The organism is bacterium (assembly GCA_030685015.1).
GTDB lineage: Bacteria > CAIWAD01 > CAIWAD01 > CAIWAD01 > CAIWAD01 > CAIWAD01.
The window spans coordinates 14,609-33,296 of sequence record JAUXWS010000030.1; the positions used below are offsets into that span (position 1 = coordinate 14,609).

Below are 18,688 nucleotides of genomic sequence, written 5' to 3' on the forward strand. Positions count from 1 at the left end.
CGTCTCGTCCCAAACCAACCAGGATCAGGAATCGAGGTCCACATGAAGGAAGATCAGCACAGCAGGTCCACGTTGGAGCAGACGGGCCTGGGCCGCCGGGACTTTCTGCGTGGCGCGGCCCTGGCCGTGGGGAGCGCCGCCGCTTCCGTGGCCGCGGTCACCCTCGCCCGCCATGCCGATCCCCCCGCCACGCCGTCCGGGCCGGACACCGTGCGGGAGATCCCGGAGCTGGCCAGCGTGGCGCGGGGCGAGGGGGCGGACATCCTGGTGCGCATGCAGGACGAGCTGCGCAAGGCCCTGGCCAAGCCCATGGAGGAGCGCCGCTGGGCCTTGGTGATCGACACCCGCAAGTGCGTGGGTTGTCACGCCTGCACGGTGGCCTGCGTGGCGGAGAACAAGCTGCCGCCAGGCGTGGTTTACCGGCCGGTCATCACGGAGGAGAAGGGCGCCTATCCCAACCTGTTGATGCGCTTCTTCCCCCGGCCCTGCATGCAGTGCGACAAACCATCCTGCACCTCGGTCTGCCCGGTGAACGCCACCTGGAAGCGCAAGGACGGAGTGGTCGCCGTCGACTACGACAAATGCATCGGCTGCCGCTATTGCCTCTCCGCCTGTCCCTACGGGGCCCGCACCAGCGATTTCGGACACACCTACACCGGGGAGACGCCGGTGCCCCAGCTCTACGAGGAGCGCCCCAGCCACGAGTACGGCAAGGCCTGGTCCCGGCAGGGCCACGGCTCGCCCAAGGGCAATGCGCGCAAATGCCACTTCTGCCTGCACCGTTTGCAGGAGGGCGAATTGCCCATGTGCGTGACCACCTGCATCGGACGCGCCAACTACTTCGGCGATGCCGGCGACACCGCCAGCCTGGTGGCCGAGCAGCTCCGGCAGCACAACCAGATCAAGCTGCTGGAGGAGAAGGGCACGCATCCGGCCGTCACTTACCTGATTTGAGGGAAGCATGAAAAAGAAAACCCTTCGCCTGCTGTCCCGCTTGTGGGCCGCGGCCTTCCTCCTGGGGCTGGCGGCGCTGGTGGCCAAGTTCGCCACGGGCGAGCGCCTTGCCGGCTACGGCAGCTATGTGCCCTGGGGCTTGTGGGTCGCCCTGTACTTCCATTTCGTGGGCATCGCCGGCGGCGTCTTCGTCGCGGGCATGACCGGCTACTTCCTGGGGCTGCCCCACTTCCGGGAGCATCTGCGGGTCATCATGCTGGTCTCCACCGTGGCGGTGGTCACCGGCCTCTTCTCCATCTGGCTGGATCTGGGGCAACCCTTCCGCGCCTATCGCATGATCTTCGCCCCCAACTTCGGCAGCATGATGGCCTTCAACGCCTGGATGTACTCCTTCTTCCTGGCCGTGGTGGCCGTCTGTTTCCACCTCAGCTACCAGAAGGCCAGCCAGGAGGACGTGAACGACCGCAGCGGCTGGCTGGCCCCGCTGCTGATGGCGGCCCTCCTCCTCTCCATCGCCTACCCCAGCCAGAGCGGCGCCTTCTTCGGCGTGGTGGACGCCAAACCCTTCTGGAGTTCGGCTCTCCTTCCCATCCTGTTCCTGGGATCCGCCGTCACGTCCGGCGCCGCCGTGCTGCTGCTGCTTTTCACCTTCCTGCTGCGGGAGGAGGCCGACATCCGCCAGCAACCCTTGCGCCTGCTGCGCCGCATGACCCTGGGCGGCATGGCCTTCTACTTCCTGGCCGAGTTCGCCGAGTACTCCATCGTCTATTGGTCGCCCATCTCGCACAATCGGGAGGCGGTCGACCTCGTCATCTTCGGCCCCTTCTGGTGGGTCTTCTGGCTGGTCCACCTGGGCGGCGCCCTGGTGGCGGCCTTCCTGATGATGAGGGGACGCAGCCTGCCGGCGGTGGGCACGGGCGCCTTCCTCGTGGCCGTCACCTTCGTCTCGGCCCGCCTCAACATCCTGATCCCCGGCCAGGCCGTGGCTGAGTTGAAGGGCTTGAATGAGGCCTACACCCACGTCCGACTCAGCCACCACTACCAGGCCACCTGGAACGAGTATCTCGTCGCGCTCTTCATCGGCGCCTTCGGCGTGGGGCTGGTGGTCCTTGGTCTCAAGCTGCTCGCCCGCCATTCCATGAAGAAGATCGGAGCCGCCCTATGAAGCAGACACCCCATGACGTGACCCGTCGCGCCTTCCTGGCCAAGGGCGCCCTGCTGGGGTCGGGCCTGGCGGCCGGCATGATGATGGGTGGCCGCGCCCAGGCCCAAGTGGAGCAGGCCATTCTCGCCGGGCGGCGTCCCGATGTCGACTATGGGTTGAACGATCCTGAGAACCAGGTGCGCACCGTGTGCCTGAACTGCAACACGGGATGCGGCATCACGTGCAAGCTGCAGGACGGCGTGGTCACCAAGATCGACGGCAACCCCTTCAACCCCTGGACCCTGCTGCCGCACCTGCCCATGAAAACCCGCCTGGACGACGCCGCCCGGGTGGACGGGGCGCTCTGCCCCAAGGGACAGGCCGGCGTGCAGATCGCCTACGATCCCTATCGCATCCGCCAGGTGTTGAAGCGGGCGGGCCGGCGGGGCGAGAACAAGTGGATCAGCATCCCCTTCGAGCAGGCCATTGCCGAGATCGTGGAAGGGGGCGCGCTCTTCGCCCAGGTGCCCGGCGAGGAGCAGCGCCAAGTTGAGGGATTGCGTTCGATCATGGCCCTGCGGGACGGGGCCGCGGCCAAGGAGATGGCCGCCGACGTCAAGGCCATCTGGGATGAAAAGGACAGGGAACGCAAGGCGGCCTTGGTGAAGGAGTTCCAGGCGAGGCACGCCGCCCGCCTGGATACGCTCATCGACCCCGATCATCCGGACATGGGACCCCGCAACAACCAGTTCGTCATGGCCTGGGGACGCCTCAAGGGAGGCCGCAGCGACGTGATGAAACGCTTCGGCGCAGGCTTTGGCACCACCAACCTGCACGGGCACACCACCGTCTGCCAGGGTTCGCTCTACTTCACCTGCAAGGCGATCAGCGAGCAGTACTTCGCAGGCAAGTTCACCAATGGCAAGAAGTTCTACTGGCAGGGCGACATCGAGAACTCGCGCTACATCCTCTTCGTTGGCGCCAACCTGTTCGAAGCCAATTACGGTCCCACCAACCGCACCGTTCGCCTGACGGAGAACCTGAAGTCAGGCCGCACCAGGATCGCCGTGGCGGATCCGCGCTTTTCCAAGCTGGCCAGCAAGGCGGAGAAGTGGCTGCCCATCAAGCCGGGCGAGGACGCCGCGCTGGCCATGGCCATTATCAGCTGGATGCTGGAGCACGACCGCTACGACAAGGCTTTCCTGGCCAATGCCAACAAGGCGGCAGCCATGGCCGGCGGTGAGAAGAGCTGGACCAACGCCAGCTGGCTGGTGGAGATCAAGGACGGCAAAGCAGGAAAATTCGTGCGGGCCGCGGATCTGGGCCTGGCCTCGGCCAGGAAGCTGGTCGTGCCGGATCCCAAGGACAAGGAGAAGGTCATCGAGTACGAGGAGAAGTCTTTCCTCGTCATGGTGGGCGGCAAAGCCGTGGCCATCGAACCCAATGACACCGAGCGCGCCGTCACGGCCGACCTCTTCGTTGACACCGAGTTGAAGGGCAGGGATGGCGCCACGGTCCAGGTCAAATCCTCGCTGCAGATCCTCAAGGAGTCAGCCTTCGAGCAGTCCTTCGACGAGTGGTGCGCCGTGGCGGGGCTGGAAGCGGCCGACGTGGCGCAGGTGGCCCGCGAGCTGACCAGCCACGGCAAGCAGGCGGTGGTGGACGTCCATCGCGGCGCCGCCCAGCACACCAACGGATTCTACAACGTGCTGGCCTGGATGAGCGTCAACATGCTGCTGGGAAACTTCGACTGGAAGGGCGGCGCCTGTCTTGCCTCCACCTACGGCTATGACGGCGCCAAGGGCGGCCCCTACGATCTGGCCAAGGTACCCGGCAAGCTGACCACCTTCGGCGTCAGCTCCATCCGCCACGACGTGGCCTACGACAAGACCACGCTCTTCGCCGGCTACCCGGCCCGGCGCAACTGGTATCCCCTGGCCAGCGATGTCTACGAGGAGATCATCCCCAGCATCGGGGACGCCTACCCCTACCCGGTCAAGGCCCTTTTCCTCTACATGGGCGCCCCCACCTACGCCCTGCCCGCCGGCCACACCAACATCGCGGTGCTGGCGGACGTGGAGAAGTTGCCGCTCTTCTTCTGCAGCGACATCCTGATCGGCACCACCAGCATGTACGCCGACTACATCTTCCCGGACTTGAGCTTCCTCGAGCGCTGGGAGTTCCAGGGCAGTCATCCCAACATGCCCAACAAGGTGCAGCCTGTCCGCCAGCCGGCCATCGCCCCTGTCCCCGAGACGGTGCGCGTGTACGGCCAGGAGGCGCCCATCTCCTTCGAGACCCTCCTCATGGGCCTGGCCGAGCAGCTGGGACTGAAGGGCTTCGGACCAGGCGCCCTGGGGGAGGGGAGGGATTACCTACGCCCGGAGGATTTCTACCTCAAGGGCGTGGCCAACATCGCCCTGGGCAGCGAACCGGGCAAGGAGGTGCCCGACGCCGATGACCGGGAGCTGGAGATCTTCCTCAAGGCACGGCGGCACCTGCCGCCCACGGTGTTCGACGAGGGGCTGTGGCGCAAGGCGGCGGGGGAGGAGCACTGGCGCAAGGTCGTCTACGTGCTGAACCGGGGCGGCCGCTACGAGTCCCACGAGAAGGGCTATGACGGAGACCATCTGGCCCATCCCTATGGCATGCTGCTCAATCTTTATCAGGAGAAGACGGCATCGCAGAAGTATGCGGGAACGGGCAAGCCCTGCAGCGGCATCGCACGGCATCTGCCGCAGCTGACCTATGACGGGCGGACGCTGGACGAGATGGGCCGGGGCCACGACCTGCACCTGATCACCCATCGCTTCATCTCCCACACCAAGTCGAGGACGGTGGCCGCCTACTGGCTGCACCCGCTCATGGAGGAGAACGGCATCCTCATGAACAGCCGCGACGCCCGTCGCCTGGGGCTGGCCAACGGCGACCAGGTCAAGGTGGTCAGCTCCACCAACGCCAACGGCCAGTGGGACTTCAACAACGGCCGCTCCCGGACGATGAGCGGCCGCTTGCAGGTGACGGAGGCGATCCGCCCCGGCGTGGTCAGCTTCGTGCTTGGCTTCGGGCACTGGGCCACCGGCGCCGAGGACGTGGTGGTCAATGGCGAGGTGGTGAAGGGCGACGCGCGCCGGAGGAGGGGGATCCACGCCAACGCCGCCATGTGGACGGATCCCTCCCTGCGCCACAACACCTGCCTGGTGGATCCCGTGGGCGGCAGCGTGTCCTTCTACGACACCAAGGTGTCCATCCTGAAAGCATGACGACTCCAGTGGCCGGCGGGGCGGGGGTGTCGCGCCGCCGGCGGTTGCAGGTGCGGCGCCTGTCTCATGGGCGCCGCACATCATCCTTCTCATTTTTCAGCCAGGAGACACACATGAGCAAGAGCATCCTGTTGGGACTTCTTCTGACCACGGCGGCCGTCCAGGCGGCGGACCTGAGCAGCCTGATCTTCTACGAGTACACGCACAACGCCACCGAGGGCGTGGCCGAGGACGGCAAGTTCGAGACGGGCCGCGCCTACCTGACCATCACGGACAAGCCGGCGGACAACCTGTCCTACAGGCTTCAGCTCGACGCGGGCCGCATGAACGACGGCGCCGACGACAGCGACAAGATGTTGGAGGTCTTCGTTAAAAACGCCTGCGTGGATTGGAAGACGGGCCTGGGCAAGTGGACCTTCGGCATGCAGGGCATGAACATGTTCAATATGCAGGAGGCCAACTTCGGCTACCGCTTCCTGGCCAAGCCCCTGATGGACGAGCACGGCTTCTCCAGCAGCGCGGATATGGGCGTGGGCTATGCCAATGAGTTTGGTGGCCTTGTGAAGGCTAGTTTGCTCTACACCAATGGAGGCGGCTTCAAGAAGGCCGAGAGTGATAAGTACAAGAAGCTCTCGCTGCAGGTGATGGCGGGCGAGTCCGCGCTGAGCAAGAAGGACGGCTGGAATGCGGGGTTGGTCTACAGCCTGGAGCCGGTCAGCGCCGACGACAGCAAGACGGTGATGGGCCTGTTCGGCGGCTGGGCGGGCATGGGCGCGCGGCTGGGCGCCGAGTTCGACACCAAGACCACCACGGGCGCCGTGGACGTGACGGAGCAGATCATCGGCTTCTACGGCAACTACAAGCTGCCCATCGGGCTGCCGCTGGATCTCTTCGCCAACGTGGCGATGGTGGATCCGGACACGAACACGGACGACGACGGCCTCACCGACCTCATCATCGGCGTGGCCTTCAAGCCGGCCAAGGGCCTGGTCATCGCCCCCAACCTGCGGACCATCTCCCACGAGGCCTCGGGCTCCGACCCCGACACCTGGTACCGGGTCAACTTCGAGTTCAAGATCTGAACCTGGACAGAACCTGGTGCGACCGGGGGCGGGGCGGCGGCGCCCTGCCCCCTTTGCTGAAGGCGGCCGGGGACCGTGACGTCACACCTCGCGCCGTGGTCTTCCCTCACCGTCAGGCCGGACCCCGCCTCACCACGACACCCAGTCGTTCGAGCAGGACAATCACCCAGTAGCCAGGATCCAGTTCGAACCAGCGGTGGGCGAAGTTGAGCCGCGTGGGGGAGTGATGGTGGTTGTTCTGGTAGAGCTCGCCCAGCATGAGGAGGTCCACCGGCAGCGTGTTGCGGCTGTGGTCGTCCGTGTCGGGGTGGTTGACGTAGCCGTACTTGTGCCCGGCCCAGTTGACGATGGCGCCATGGATTGGCCCCATCAGCCAGTGCAGGGGCAGCAGGAGGAAGCACCAGACCGCAGGCGCCCAGAGAGCGTAGACCCCCGTCCACAGCGCGCCCATGCCGATGCACGTCGGCCAGGTGTCGGCCAGGCGGTCGAAGGCCGGCCAATCCGGCGTGCATGACGCGAAGCGCTCCAGCTCGGGATCGTCGCGCCGGCGCGCCGCCTCGAAATGGGCGAGCGTGTCCTTGAGCATGCCGACCACCGTGCGGTGCCTGAGGGGGCTGTGGGGATCCCGCGCCGTGTCGCTGAAGGCGTGGTGCTGGCGGTGCAGGATGGCATAGGCCCTGGGGTTGAGGAAGGAGGGGCCCTGGGCGAGGAAGGCCAGGACGTGGATCACCCGTTCCGTCCGCCGCGACAGCCTGAACATCTGGTGCGACGCGTAGCGGTGATGATAGAAGGTCTGGAAGAAGAGCGACGTGAACCAATGCACGATCAGCAGGATCACCATGGGCCATCCGGGCTTTGGACATTAATTCGGACCATCTTGATCCAAGATAGGGCGGCTGGCCGTCTTCGCAAGGCAAATCCATTGCGTGGCGAATTCTCCCGTGGTCCAGGTGGGTGTCCCACGCGTTCAGCAGCGTCTCGTGAATGGCGGGTGGATCAGCGGACGGCATGTGCGGGAAGCTGCCCGTTGCTGAGTGCCCGCCCGGCGCTGATGGACTCGTCCGGGCGGAGGACGCCACAGGATTGCGGTCCGTCTCAGGGTCGATCCAGGCCTACCGTTGCCTTCGCGGCACTTGGCCCGGCCACCTCAGGCCCGGGCTCGATCCCCATCCAGCGCGGACCCTCGCGCCGGTCGGGCGCCACCACGCGGCAACAGGTGGTGCGGGGCGGTCGTCGTCCGTGGACACAGCGGGCCTCGTCGCCCAGGCGTTGGATTCTCAGCACGTGGCTCATGGTCTCTCCCTGACCCAGGCATTACTCGCCGGAGGACAGGCTCCAGCTGACAGACAGCACCAGGCGGCGTCCCGCCAGGTCTCCCGCCACCCGGCGCCCGCGCGAGTCCGTGTCGTGCCAGGCCAGGCTCCATGCGAAGAGGGAAAGGCCGCCGGCCAGACCCAGATTCCAGTCGGTCATCAGCCGGTCCGCCCCGCTCCCGTAGAGCTGCTGGGCGGCCGAGGTGGAATGGCGCATGGCGCCCAATGAGGCCACGCCGCCGACCCAGTGTGCCAGGGGGAGGGCCAGTGCCAGTCTGCCGTAGGCGGCATCCGCTCCGCTGCCCGCGTAGTCGGGAGTCCAGCTGCCCAGCAGCGCCAGCGGTCCCCGCTCCAGGTTGAGGACCACTTCGCCGTAATCCCCCTCGCGGCTGGATCCCAGGTAGTGGTAGCGCTGGATCACGAGATCCCAGCCCAGGCCCCGCGTCTCGCCCGCCCAGCCGGCGCCCAGGTCCGCCTCCAGCCAGGTGTCGTCGCCATAGTCGACGGTGGAGCACCAGGCGTCGGCATGAAGCCCGGAGGGCAGGCTCCATCCGCAGCCCAGTTGGGGGGCCGGCCGGCCGTCGGTCTGGCTGATGCCGTAGACCAGATAGTCCGACACCACGCCCAGCTCCAGGTCCCAAGCGGCCGCCGAGGGGCGCCAGGGCACGATCAGGGCCAGAAGGACCATGTCGCGGATCTTCATGTCGTCTCCTTGTGCAATTCCATCAACCAGCAGGCGCTGACGAAGTGATCTGGCGGAAGGGCCGCTTCGGCGGATGCATCCACCGCCTCGGCCCAACCGGCATCGGCCAGGCCTTGCATCCATGCCGGAGCAAAGGCTCCCCCCACCCGCAACTCCAACCCAAGCCCTTGGGCGAGCCGCGCCAGCTGGCGCACATGCTCCCCGGCCGCCCGCCCCGGTTGGTCGCCGCCCAGGGTGAGATGCACGCGCCGCAGGGTGGCGGGGGCCGGCCCACCGTCCAGCAGCGAGGCCAGCCCGGCCGGGGGGAGGGCGAGGACCACCCCCGGCATGGCGTAGGGCTCCAGCAAGCGCCTGATCTCATCACCGGAGCGAGGCAGGTCGTCGCCGCACTCCAGTTCCAGCCAGGACGATCCGTCGTGGGCGGACGAGACCAGGCGGCGCAGGGCGGCGGGCAGCGCCGAGCCCGGGAGCAGCTCGGCCAGCACCGGCAGGACCAGCCGGGCCGTCCGACCCGATACGCGGGTGGCGGTGGCCAGGTCGGCCGCCTGGTCGATCAGGGACAGATAGAGGCTGGCAAGGCGGCCGCCCTCCCGCGCCAGGGAGATCAGCGCGGACGGGGCAAGGCTTCGCAGCAGTTCGTGGGAGGACCAGGGCTGCAGGCGCGCTCCCAGCAGCACACCCCTTGGCGTGCGCAGCGGCTGGCAGCGCAGCTCCATGCACCTCGCCTCCAGCACGGCCCCCACCGCCTCGACCAGCTCCGCTTCGCGGCGGGCCGCCTCCTCCCTCTCCCTGTCATGGAAGTGAAACGGATTCCCGGCCGCGCCGGACGTGGCGCGCAGGGCCTGGAGGGCGCGCTCGACCAGGATCTCCGCCCCGGCCCCGTCCTCCGGGAAGAGGGCGATGCCCACCCGCGGGTTGGTGGCGGCGGGGCGTGTCCCATCCTTCCCTGGCGCTTCCAGGGCCGCGCAGAGGCGACCTGCCACGCGGGCAGCGTCGGCGGGCGTGCGCAGGTCCTGCAGGAAGACGAGAAAGGCCTTGTCGACCACCACCTCCGCGACCTGGTCCCCATCCTCCCCGCCCATGGCCGGGCCCTGGTCGAGATTGTCCTCACGGCGCAGCTGGTCGCGCAGGCGGACGGCGGCCTCCCGCCAGGAATCCCCTTCGAGCAGGTCTCCGCCGGTGGTCCAGGGGCGGCCACCCGGGTGGATGGCCAGCACGGCCAGCCTCCCGCTGTGGCGGAGGGCGTGCGACACCAGGCAGACCAACCGTTCCAGGGCCGGCGGGGCGGCCGGGGCCGCGCCGGTGGCGCGCTGGTGTTGCAGCATCATGCGCAGCCGGCGGGCCAGCGAGGCGTAGTCAAGGGGCTTGCGCATGAAATCACTGGCGCCTGCCGCCACCGCCCGCTCCAGGGAGGGCTCGTCCTCCAGGCCGCTCAGCATGATGACCGGAACCTGGCGACCCCCCGGCAGGCTCCGGATGGCGGCGCAAGCGGCGAAGCCGTCCATGACGGGCATCAATCCGTCCATCAGCACAAGGTCACAGGCGTCCTCCTGGAAGCGCGCCAGCGCCTCCCGGCCATCCGCCGCCTCGGTCACGGCAAAGCCGGACGCCTCCAGCATGCTGCGAGCCAGGAAGCGCGTGGTGGCGTCGTCGTCGACCACCAGGATCCGTGCCGCCGTCATCGCCCGGTCTCCCGCAGTCGTTGCAGGGCCTCGGCGGCGCGCCCATGCTCCTCGACGATCTCCCCGATGCGGTCCGGCAGGTCCGGCAGCTGCCCTTCCCGCGCCTCCTGTTCTACCTGGCGGCAGAGCGCGGCCAGGCGCACGGCGCCCACATTGGCGCTGGAGGATTTGAGCCCATGGGCCAGGCGCCCGCATTCCTCGAGGGCGCCCTGCTCGGCGGACACGCGCAGGGCCTCCACCTGTCTGGCCGACTCCTCGAGATAGATGCCGGCGAGGCGGCTGACCAGGTCCGGCCCGCCGGGGACTTGCAGCTCGCGCAGGGTCTCCAGCACGCGCGGATCCAGCGTCGCGCCCTGGGGCGTGTCCTGGTCGCCCGTGGAGGGCGTCGCCCTGGCCGGCACCACGCCCGGGGCGGGAGCCGTCCCTCCGTTGGTCCAGCGGGCGAGGATCTCCGCCAGCATGCCGCGCGAGAAGGGCTTGGAGAGGTAGTCGTCCATGCCGGCCGCCAGGCAGCGCTCCCGGTCGCCTTCCAGGGCGTTGGCCGTCAATGCCACCACGCGCTGCGGGTCGATCCGACCCTCCCGCTCCAGGAGCCGGATGCGGGCGGTGGCCTCGTAGCCGTCCATCACCGGCATCTGGCAGTCCATCAGCACCAGGTCGAAACGGTCGCGGGACAGGATCTCCAGCGCTTCGGCGCCGTGGGAGGCGAGGACGGCGGAGGAACCCAGGGTTTCCAGCATGCGCGCCGCCACCTCCTGGTTGATGATGTTGTCCTCCACCACCAGGACCCGGGCGCGGAACAGGGGGGTGGAGACCATCGGCGTGAAAGAGGGCGCTTCGGCCCGGGAGCCCGGTCGCTCCCAACGGCCGCTCAGGCTGGCCAGGCATTCCAGCAGCTCGGCCTGGCGGATGGGCTTGCTGAGGATGGATTCGATGCCGCACTCGCGCCATTCCGCCCCGGACAGCGCCACGGAGCTGAGCAGGGCCATCCGGGGCGAGGCCGCCCCGTGGCGGGCGCTGAGGGCCCGGGCTGTTTGCAGGCCGTCCATGCCCGGCATCAGGTAATCCAGCAGCACGGCGTGGAAGGGAAGGCCCGCCGCCTCCTCCCGGGCGAGGCTCTCCAGGGCAGCGGTGCCGTCGGCGACACTGGCGCAGGCAAGTCCCCAACCCTGGAGCTGGCCCTCCAGCAGGCCGCGATTGGTCGGACTGTCATCGACGATCAGGACGCGCAGGCCGGCCAGGCGAGCCGCCATCCGCGCCGCGTCGCTCTCGCCGTCGCCTTCCGGCTGGACCTTGATCGTGAGGGTGAAACAGGAGCCGCGTCCGGCCTCGCTCGCCATGACCAGATCGCCCCCCATCAGGCGGGCCAGCTGGCGCGAGATGCTGAGGCCGAGTCCGGTGCCGCCATAACGCCGGGTGGTGCTGGCGTCGGCCTGGGTGAAGGCGTCGAAGATGCGTGTCTGGGCCTCAAGCGGAATGCCCACTCCCGTGTCCCGCACCTCCAGGCGCAGGAGAAAGCCCCCCTCCTCGCCGGGGACGGCCTCCCCCGCGCAGCGCAGCACCACCTCCCCCTGCTCGGTGAACTTGACGGCGTTGCCCACCAGGTTGGTCAGCACCTGGCGCAGGCGGCCGGCGTCGCCGCGCAGGCGCGTGGGCGTTCCCGCCTCCACTTGGCAGACCAACTCCAGGCCCTTGCGTCCGGCCGCCACCATGAAGAGGCTGCCCACATCCTCCACCAGGCGGCGCAGGTCGAAGGGGGCCTCGTCGATCTCGAGCTTGCCCGCCTCGATCTTGGAGAAGTCCAGGATGTCGTTGATGACCCGGAGCAGGCCCTCGCCCGAGCGGTGGATGGTTTCGGCGAAGCCTTGCTGGCGCTGGTCCAGGGTGGTGGCCAGCAGCAGCTCGGACATGCCGAGGATGCCGTTGATGGGCGTGCGGATCTCGTGGCTCATGTTGGCCAGGAACTGGGACTTGACGCGGCTGGCCAGCTCGGCGGCCAGCACGGCGCGGGACTGGGCCTCGAGCAGTTCCAGGGCCCGCTGCTCGGCCTGCCACTTGCGGGCCAGGGCGGTGGCCAACTGGCGCAGCTCGAAGGGATGGAAAGGCTTCTGGAGGTAGAGCAGGCGCTCGGCGGGGGGCACCTGGCGGCTTAATTCCTGGGGATCCACGTTGGAGTAGGCGGTGACGATGACGATGTCCAGCCCGGGAGCCAGGCGTCGCAACTCGCGCGAGGTCCAGAGGCCGTCCCGCCCCGGCGGCATCAGCATGTCGACGAAGGCCACGGCGAAGGGCCGCTCCTCGTCCAGCGCCCGGCGCAGATGGTCGACGGCCTCCTCGCCCTGGCGGGCACAGACAAGCTCGAAGCCCACATCGGCGATGGGGGCCGGTCCGGCGCCGAAGAGCCGCTCACGCATGGCCGAAAGGCCGCCACCGGCGGATCGGGGGCCGCCCAGCATCTCCTGATAGGCGGCCAGGACCTCCGCCTCGTCGTCGATGGCCAGGATGCGCAGAGGCTGCTCCGCCACGTCGGCCCGATGTTTCATGCGCTCACCTGCGCCGGTTGATGGATGGCCGTCACGTGCTGGTCGTCCTCCCAGGGAAGGCTGATCCGGAAACTGGCGCCGGCGCCGGCCCCCGCACTCTCGGCCCGGATCCAGCCTCCCATCGCCCCCAGGGTGTTGGCGCACCAATGGAGCCCCAGGCCGGTCCCGGCGCGGGCCGCCTTGGTGGAGAAGCCGCGGCCGAAGATGAGGTCCAGCAGGCCGGTCTCGATGCCCACCCCGTCGTCGCGCAGGAGGAGCTCCAGGCGGCCCGCCTCCCCGCGCCGCGCCGAGATCCACAGGTTCCCGCGGTCGCGGTCGGCGCGGACCACGGCCTCGGCGGCGTTGATCATCAGGTTGGAGAGGATCTGCTGCAGGATGACGCGGGCCACCGGCGCACTGCCTGTGATCCGCACGGAGGGGTCCAGTTGGATCTCCATCCGCCGGCTGAGGGCGGGGTCCAGCAGGGCGGCCGTATCCGTGAGGAGGGTCTCCAGCTCGACCGTCTCGCGGACCTGGCCGCTGCGGCTGTGCGATTCCTGGCGGGTCAGGATCTGGTTGACGTGTCCGACCAGTTCCGTCACGGCGGCGGCGGAGCCGCGGGCGCGTTCGAGGACTTGCCGCAGCTCTTGCTGGGCCAGCAGGGCGTAGGCTTGCAGGTCGGCGCGGCGGGACTCGTCCAGGCCGCCCCCCGCCAGTTCGCCCAGCGCCAGATCGAGATCGGCCACCGGGGCGGATTGGATATCCCGCTGCAGCTGGTCGGCTTTCACCGTGAGGGGAGTGAGGGCGTTGCCGATGTTGTGCAGGATGCCGGCCGCCATCTCCGAGCGGCCGGCGCGGAAGGACTGGTCCAGGAGCTGGCGCCTTGCCTCACCCAGTTGGATGACCATCTCGTCCAGGCGGCGGGCGAGGAGGCCCAGCTCATCCCGGCGCTCGCGGTCGAAGGCGGGCGACGGCACGCCCGAGCGGCTGATGCGGTCGGCGTGCTCCGTCAAGCGCCGGGTCGGCTCCAGCACCATGCGTCGCAGGGCGGCCAGCAGGGCGCCCAGGACGAGAATGCCGGCCAGCGAGAGCATGGCCAGGGCGATGCGCGTGGCCCGCTGGCCTTGTTCCAAGATGGTGCGGGGCAACCTGATCCGCAGTTCCTGGACGGGCCGTCCCTCCACATCGCGCAACAGGTGCCGCACCGTGGTGAGGGCCCCCTCCGACTGGATGAAGTCGTCTCCCGGGACCGGGGCGCCCTTCATTCTGTCGCCTTCCACCTCCACCGGGAGCAGGCGCAGGTCGAGGCAGGCCTGGGCGGCCAGGGCGGCCACGCTCAGCGTGTCCAGGAAGCGGCCGAAGAGGACCATGCCCATCACCGGACCGGTGCCTTCACTGGTGGTGATGGGCCGCGCCCCCACCAGCACGGGGCCGCCCTCCGTCATGAGGAGGCCCTTGGGCGACTGGTCCATCCTGCCGCTCGACCGGAGAGGGTGGCCGGCCGGGAGGGGCCGCCCGTCCAGCTCCGGCAGGGGCCGCCGCTCCTCCGCGGCGCGGTCGATGGCCATGCCCCACACCGGCACGCCGGTGCTGTCGTAGATGTAGAGCATGTCCGCCCGCAGGGCGAGCAAGGCATCCATCGTCAGGTTTTCCTCGACGTAGGTCGTGTTGCGGTCCTGCAGGAAGAGCCAGGTGGCCGTCCAGGTGCCCCAGTCCGAGGCCGTCACCACCAGGTGCTCGGCTTCGCGGTCCAGCATCTGCAGGACGCGCTCGCGGTGCTGCTCCGCCTCCTGGCGCTCCAGATGCAGGAAGCTGGGCATGATGAAATGGTGCCCGATGCCTACACTGAGGGCCATGAGGAAAGCGAAGAGGGCCAGGATGAGCAGGGCCACCTTGCTTTGCAGGGGCAGCCCTGTGAGCTGCGCCTCCTGCTCCGGATGGTGCATGGCGCCCGTGGCGCCGGTCTTGTCGGGCTCCTTCATAGGTGCTCTATCGACACTTCGAACATGGAGTTGAAGCTGGTGGAAATGAGTTTCAGTGCTGGGCGGTGGTTCAGATGACTAACTGTTCATATGACTTTGAGTTCAGGGCCGAAGCTGTTAATCTTTTGGCTTGAATCCCGACAAGTGGAACGGAGTGCATGAACACCATCATCCGCAAGACCATCCTTGCCCCCGGCGTCAAGGACCTGCTGGTCGAGGCGCCCCGCATCGCCCGCAAGCGGCGGGCCGGCCAGTTCATCATGCTGCGCGTGAGGCCGCAAGGGGAGCGCATTCCCCTCACCATCGCCGACGCCGACCCGGAGCAGGGCTGGATCCGGCTCATCTTCCAGGAAGTGGGCCGCTCCACGGTGGAACTGGGACGGCTGGAGGAGGGGGACTCCATCCTCGACCTGGCCGGTCCCCTGGGCCGACCCACCCACATCGAGCGGCGTGGCACGGTGGTCTGCGTGGGGGGCGGCATCGGCACGGCGCCGGTCCACCCCATCGCCAAGGCGATGAAGGAGGCGGGCAACCGCGTCATCTCCATCATCGGGGCGCGCACGGCGGAGCTGCTCATCCTCGAGGCGGAGATGGCGGCCGCCAGCGACCGGCTCATCGTCTGCACAGACGACGGCAGCAAGGGCCGGCCCGGCTTCGTCACCGACGCCATCGCCGAGCTCGTCGCCGCCGGGGAGGAGATCCACGAACTGGTGGCGATCGGCCCCGTGGTGATGATGCGCGCCGTGAGCGAGCTGACCCGTGCCCACGGCATCCCCACCGTGGTCAGCCTCAACGCCACGATGGTGGACGGCACGGGCATGTGCGGCGGCTGCCGGGTCACGGTCGACCACCGCAGCCGCTTCGTCTGCGTGGACGGACCCGAGTTCGACGGCCACGCCGTGGATTTCCAGGAGCTGATGCAGCGGCAGCGGGCCTACACCGACCAGGAGCGACAGGCGATGGCGGCGGACCATGTCTGCCAGATCGGCCGCGAGGCCGTGCAGGAAGGGAGCCGCCCATGAGCGCCGTCACCCCGCTGCCCAAGGCGCGTCCGGGCCAGGTGGCGCGCGTGCCCATGCCGGAGCAGGAGCCGCTGGTGCGGGCCCGCAACTTCCAGGAGGTCCCCATCGGCTACACGCCGCAGATGGCCCAGGTGGAGGCCAGCCGCTGCCTGGAGTGCAAGGATCCGGCCTGTGTCAAGGGCTGCCCGGTGGGCATCGACATCCGCGGTTTCGTGGTGGCCATCCGCCAGGGCGAGTTCGCCGAGGCGATCCGCCTCATCAAGCAGGACAATGCCCTGCCCGCCATCTGCGGTCGCGTCTGTCCCCAGGAGACCCAGTGCGAGCAGGTCTGCATCGTGGGCCGCAAGCACCCGCCGGTGGCGATCGGCCGCCTGGAGCGTTTCGCCGCGGACTGGGAGCGCGCCCAGGGCGACGTGGCCATTCCGGCGCTGCCGCCGCCCACCGGCCGTCGCGTCGCGGTGGTGGGCAGCGGACCGGCCGGCCTCACGGTGGCGGGCGAGCTGGCCTTGCGCGGCCACGCCGTCACCATTTTCGAGGCGCTGCACAAGCCGGGCGGTGTGCTCATGTACGGCATCCCCGAGTTCCGTCTGCCCAAGGAGATCGTGGAGGCGGAAGTGGACTATGTGCGGAAGCTGGGCGTGGAGATCGTCTACAACGCCGTCATCGGCAAGATGATCACCGTCCAGGAGCTGCTGGAGGAGGAGGGCTTCCACGCCGTCTTCCTTGGCCTGGGCGCCGGGCTGCCCTACTTCATGAACATCCCGGGAGAGAACCTCAACGGCGTCTACTCGGCCAACGAGTACCTCACGCGGGTCAACCTGATGAAGGCCTATGAATTCCCCCGGGCCGACACGCCGGTGCGGCCGGGGCGCAAGGTGGCCGTCTTCGGAGGTGGCAACGTGGCCATGGACGCGGCGCGCACCGCCCTGCGCCTGGGCGCCGCCGAAGTGAGCATCGTCTATCGCCGCTCCATGGAGGAGATGCCCGCCCGCCGCGAGGAGATCCACCACGCCGGGGAGGAGGGCATCCAGATGCGTCTCCTCTGCAATCCGGTGCGCCTGCACGACGATGGCCAGGGCAATGTCCGCGCCGTCACCTGCCTGCGCATGGAGCTGGGCGAGCCCGACGCCAGCGGCCGCCGGCGCCCGGTGCCGGTGGAGGGCAGCGAGTTCGAGATCGAGGCGGACACAGTGGTGGTGGCCATCGGCAACGGGGCCAATCCGCTGCTGACCGAGGCGACGCCGGAGTTGAAGCTCAACAAGTGGGGCAACATCGTGGCTGACGAGGCCACCGGCCGCACCTCCATGCCCGGTGTCTACGCGGGCGGGGACATCGTGATCGGGGCGGCCACGGTCATTCTGGCGATGGGTGCCGGCAAGCAGGCGGCCCTTGCCATCCACGAGGAGATCATGGCCAGGGAGGTGGCATGACCGCGTTCGCCAATGTCGAGGAGGCCCTCAACTTCGCCATCAAGCGCGAGATCGAGGCCGCCCGCTTCTACACGCAGCTGGCCGCCCGCATGCAGCGGCGCGAGATGAAGGAGGCCCTGCTCGAGATGGCGGAGGAGGAGAAGGGCCACCGCGATCGACTGATCACCGTGCGGGACGGGGGAGGCTTCCAGGCCCGCCCCCGGGAGTTGCGCGACCTGAAGGTCGCCGACTACGTGGACATGCCGGAGATCACGGCGGACCTGGACTGGGCGCAGGCCCTCATCGTCGCCATGAAGCGGGAGGCCGCCGCCCGCGACCTCTACCTGGAGCTGGCCCGCCTCAGTCCCGACGAGGCCATTCGGTCCGTCTTCGAGCGGCTGGCCGAGGAGGAGGGCCTCCACAAGAGACGCTTCGAGGCGGAATACGAGGAGCGCGTGCTGGAAGGCAACTGACGGGATGTGACAGCCGATGGATCCAGGGCGCCGCGGGGCGCCCTTTTCCTTGCATCGAAGAGAGGGCATCCTGCCGGCTCATTTGACCCGGATTGGGGGTGGAGGCTCACGCACCCCAGGCCAGACGTGAAGGATCATTTAGGGTGACGGGGATCCCGTTCCCTTTCCTTTGGCATGGAGTTCGCAAAAGGACTTGCCGTCAACCAAAAGGTGAATCCATGGACAGATCCCCGCGCCCCCTCAACCGTTTGGCCATCCTGTTGCTGCCGCTGCTGCTGGCCTGTTCCCAGACATCCCTGCAGGAAGAGGGCACCGTACGCCTGCTGGACGCCGAACAGGTGCGGCTCCTGACCCCGCCGGCCGCCAAGGGGGCGCTCACGGACTGGCCCGGGGATTTCACTTTGGCGCTTGACCCGAGCCGCGCGGCCAACCACAACCAGGCAGGCTTCCAGCTCAGGGCGCCGCGGGGCTGCGTGGCCCAATCCCTGGTGATCACCGGCCGCTGGCTGGGCACGGATGTGCCGCCGGCCCTCGGTTTCGATTTTGGCCCGGACGGCACCGAGTTCCTGCTGCCGTTGGAGATGCAGTTCCGCCTCCTCCGCCAGGACCTTGAGGGCGTGGATCTCTCGCTGCTGACCGTCCTCCTCGATCGCGAGGATGGAACCTATGAAGTGATACCCACTGTCATCGATGAACAAATGCCCGGCATCGTGAGGCTGACCGCCAATGCGGAGCATTTCACGCGCTATCTGATTGCCACGGGTCCTCCCCCGGACACCAGAACCAGCACGTACTGACGGTTCCAACTGACTCCCAGCGGACAGGGAAGGAGGCTGCCCCCCGAGGGGCAGCCTATTCCGTGGTGCGCCCAGCGTGGGCGCCGTCCTGGAGGTGCAAGTCCTCCCGTGAGCAGACCAACGTGAGCGAAGTGAAGCGCAGCTGCGGAAGGGCGACCGACCGTGGGAAGGACGCGTGGAGCGTAAACCGCGGGTGGATGAACAAGAACCGGATAGGAGGCGACGCCGGACAGGGCGAGCGGGCACAGGATCGCAAAGCTCCGATGGTCAAGGTCCAGGCGGCGTAGATCCGGCCATCGTGCGGTGAAGGACGGTGTTCTTGGCTGGGGAGATCCCGCCTTG

General features: G+C 68.4%; 14 protein-coding genes. 8 read left to right on the plus strand and 6 right to left on the minus strand.

The annotated features are described in order from the left end of the window. Window positions 1-42: 42 nt before the first annotated feature. The 4 genes from Q8O14_03495 to Q8O14_03510 all read left to right on the plus strand — a co-directional run bounded on the left by Q8O14_03495 (window position 43) and on the right by Q8O14_03510 (window position 6,443). Window positions 43-954, plus strand: a complete 912-nt coding sequence (locus Q8O14_03495; protein MDP2359805.1) for a 4Fe-4S dicluster domain-containing protein — start codon at window positions 43-45, stop codon at window positions 952-954. Window positions 955-961: 7 nt separating this feature from the next. Beyond that, complete coding sequence (nrfD, locus tag Q8O14_03500) at window positions 962-2,119, plus strand: NrfD/PsrC family molybdoenzyme membrane anchor subunit (protein MDP2359806.1); 1,158 nt, start codon at window positions 962-964, stop codon at window positions 2,117-2,119. Then, window positions 2,116-5,361: a molybdopterin-dependent oxidoreductase gene (locus tag Q8O14_03505; protein MDP2359807.1), complete on the plus strand. Its 3,246-nt coding sequence runs from the start codon at window positions 2,116-2,118 to the stop codon at window positions 5,359-5,361. Before nrfD ends, Q8O14_03505 begins: the two co-directional genes overlap by 4 nt. Window positions 5,362-5,474: 113 nt before the next feature. Continuing rightward, window positions 5,475-6,443: a hypothetical protein gene (locus Q8O14_03510; protein ID MDP2359808.1), complete on the plus strand. Its 969-nt coding sequence runs from the start codon at window positions 5,475-5,477 to the stop codon at window positions 6,441-6,443. A 112-nt stretch (window positions 6,444-6,555) separates the two neighbouring features. Here Q8O14_03510 and Q8O14_03515 read toward each other — a convergent pair whose 3' ends face one another. The 6 genes from Q8O14_03515 to Q8O14_03540 form a co-directional block, all read right to left on the minus strand. Continuing rightward, window positions 6,556-7,284, minus strand: a complete 729-nt coding sequence (locus Q8O14_03515) for an acyl-CoA desaturase (protein MDP2359809.1) — start codon at window positions 7,282-7,284, stop codon at window positions 6,556-6,558. 254 nt (window positions 7,285-7,538) lie between these two features. Beyond that, window positions 7,539-7,736 carry a hypothetical protein gene (locus Q8O14_03520; GenBank protein MDP2359810.1) on the minus strand — a complete coding sequence of 66 codons (198 nt, stop codon included), beginning with the start codon at window positions 7,734-7,736 and terminating at the stop codon, window positions 7,539-7,541. A 21-nt stretch (window positions 7,737-7,757) separates the two neighbouring features. Continuing rightward, a complete protein-coding gene (locus Q8O14_03525; GenBank protein ID MDP2359811.1) occupies window positions 7,758-8,459 on the minus strand; it encodes a TorF family putative porin in 702 nt (233 codons plus the stop codon). Beyond that, entirely contained in the window at window positions 8,456-10,141 is a 1,686-nt protein-coding gene (locus Q8O14_03530; GenBank protein ID MDP2359812.1) for a response regulator, read from the minus strand. The genes Q8O14_03525 and Q8O14_03530 overlap by 4 nt, the downstream gene beginning before the upstream one ends. Continuing rightward, entirely contained in the window at window positions 10,138-12,684 is a 2,547-nt protein-coding gene (locus Q8O14_03535; GenBank protein MDP2359813.1) for a response regulator, read from the minus strand. Before Q8O14_03535 ends, Q8O14_03530 begins: the two co-directional genes overlap by 4 nt. Continuing rightward, window positions 12,681-14,645, minus strand: coding sequence for a CHASE4 domain-containing protein (locus tag Q8O14_03540; GenBank protein ID MDP2359814.1), 1,965 nt, complete (start codon window positions 14,643-14,645; stop codon window positions 12,681-12,683). Before Q8O14_03540 ends, Q8O14_03535 begins: the two co-directional genes overlap by 4 nt. Before the next feature lie 158 nt (window positions 14,646-14,803). Between Q8O14_03540 and Q8O14_03545 the strand changes: the two genes are divergently transcribed. The 4 genes from Q8O14_03545 (at window position 14,804) to Q8O14_03560 (ending at window position 18,346) form a co-directional block, all read left to right on the plus strand. Beyond that, complete coding sequence (locus tag Q8O14_03545) at window positions 14,804-15,667, plus strand: sulfide/dihydroorotate dehydrogenase-like FAD/NAD-binding protein (protein MDP2359815.1); 864 nt, start codon at window positions 14,804-14,806, stop codon at window positions 15,665-15,667. Next, entirely contained in the window at window positions 15,664-17,097 is a 1,434-nt protein-coding gene (gene gltA / locus Q8O14_03550) for an NADPH-dependent glutamate synthase (protein ID MDP2359816.1), read from the plus strand. Before Q8O14_03545 ends, gltA begins: the two co-directional genes overlap by 4 nt. Further along, entirely contained in the window at window positions 17,094-17,549 is a 456-nt protein-coding gene (locus Q8O14_03555; protein MDP2359817.1) for a ferritin family protein, read from the plus strand. The genes gltA and Q8O14_03555 overlap by 4 nt, the downstream gene beginning before the upstream one ends. Window positions 17,550-17,767: 218 nt before the next feature. Next, window positions 17,768-18,346 (plus strand): hypothetical protein, encoded by a 579-nt coding sequence (locus Q8O14_03560; GenBank protein MDP2359818.1) that lies wholly within the window; start codon window positions 17,768-17,770, stop codon window positions 18,344-18,346. Window positions 18,347-18,688: the final 342 nt, after the last annotated feature.

Bases quoted from the DNA above. Each gene is read 5' to 3' on its own strand.
- Q8O14_03495 (MDP2359805.1), top strand. From the start codon at position 43: ATGAAGGAAGATCAGCACAGCAGGTCCACGTTGGAGCAGACGGGCCTG.
- nrfD (MDP2359806.1), top strand. From the start codon at position 962: ATGAAAAAGAAAACCCTTCGCCTGCTGTCCCGCTTGTGGGCCGCGGCC.
- Q8O14_03505 (MDP2359807.1), top strand. From the start codon at position 2,116: ATGAAGCAGACACCCCATGACGTGACCCGTCGCGCCTTCCTGGCCAAG.
- Q8O14_03510 (MDP2359808.1), top strand. From the start codon at position 5,475: ATGAGCAAGAGCATCCTGTTGGGACTTCTTCTGACCACGGCGGCCGTC.
- Q8O14_03515 (MDP2359809.1), bottom strand. From the start codon at position 7,284: ATGGTGATCCTGCTGATCGTGCATTGGTTCACGTCGCTCTTCTTCCAG.
- Q8O14_03520 (MDP2359810.1), bottom strand. From the start codon at position 7,736: ATGAGCCACGTGCTGAGAATCCAACGCCTGGGCGACGAGGCCCGCTGT.
- Q8O14_03525 (MDP2359811.1), bottom strand. From the start codon at position 8,459: ATGAAGATCCGCGACATGGTCCTTCTGGCCCTGATCGTGCCCTGGCGC.
- Q8O14_03530 (MDP2359812.1), bottom strand. From the start codon at position 10,141: ATGACGGCGGCACGGATCCTGGTGGTCGACGACGACGCCACCACGCGC.
- Q8O14_03535 (MDP2359813.1), bottom strand. From the start codon at position 12,684: ATGAAACATCGGGCCGACGTGGCGGAGCAGCCTCTGCGCATCCTGGCC.
- Q8O14_03540 (MDP2359814.1), bottom strand. From the start codon at position 14,645: ATGAAGGAGCCCGACAAGACCGGCGCCACGGGCGCCATGCACCATCCG.
- Q8O14_03545 (MDP2359815.1), top strand. From the start codon at position 14,804: ATGAACACCATCATCCGCAAGACCATCCTTGCCCCCGGCGTCAAGGAC.
- gltA (MDP2359816.1), top strand. From the start codon at position 15,664: ATGAGCGCCGTCACCCCGCTGCCCAAGGCGCGTCCGGGCCAGGTGGCG.
- Q8O14_03555 (MDP2359817.1), top strand. From the start codon at position 17,094: ATGACCGCGTTCGCCAATGTCGAGGAGGCCCTCAACTTCGCCATCAAG.
- Q8O14_03560 (MDP2359818.1), top strand. From the start codon at position 17,768: ATGGACAGATCCCCGCGCCCCCTCAACCGTTTGGCCATCCTGTTGCTG.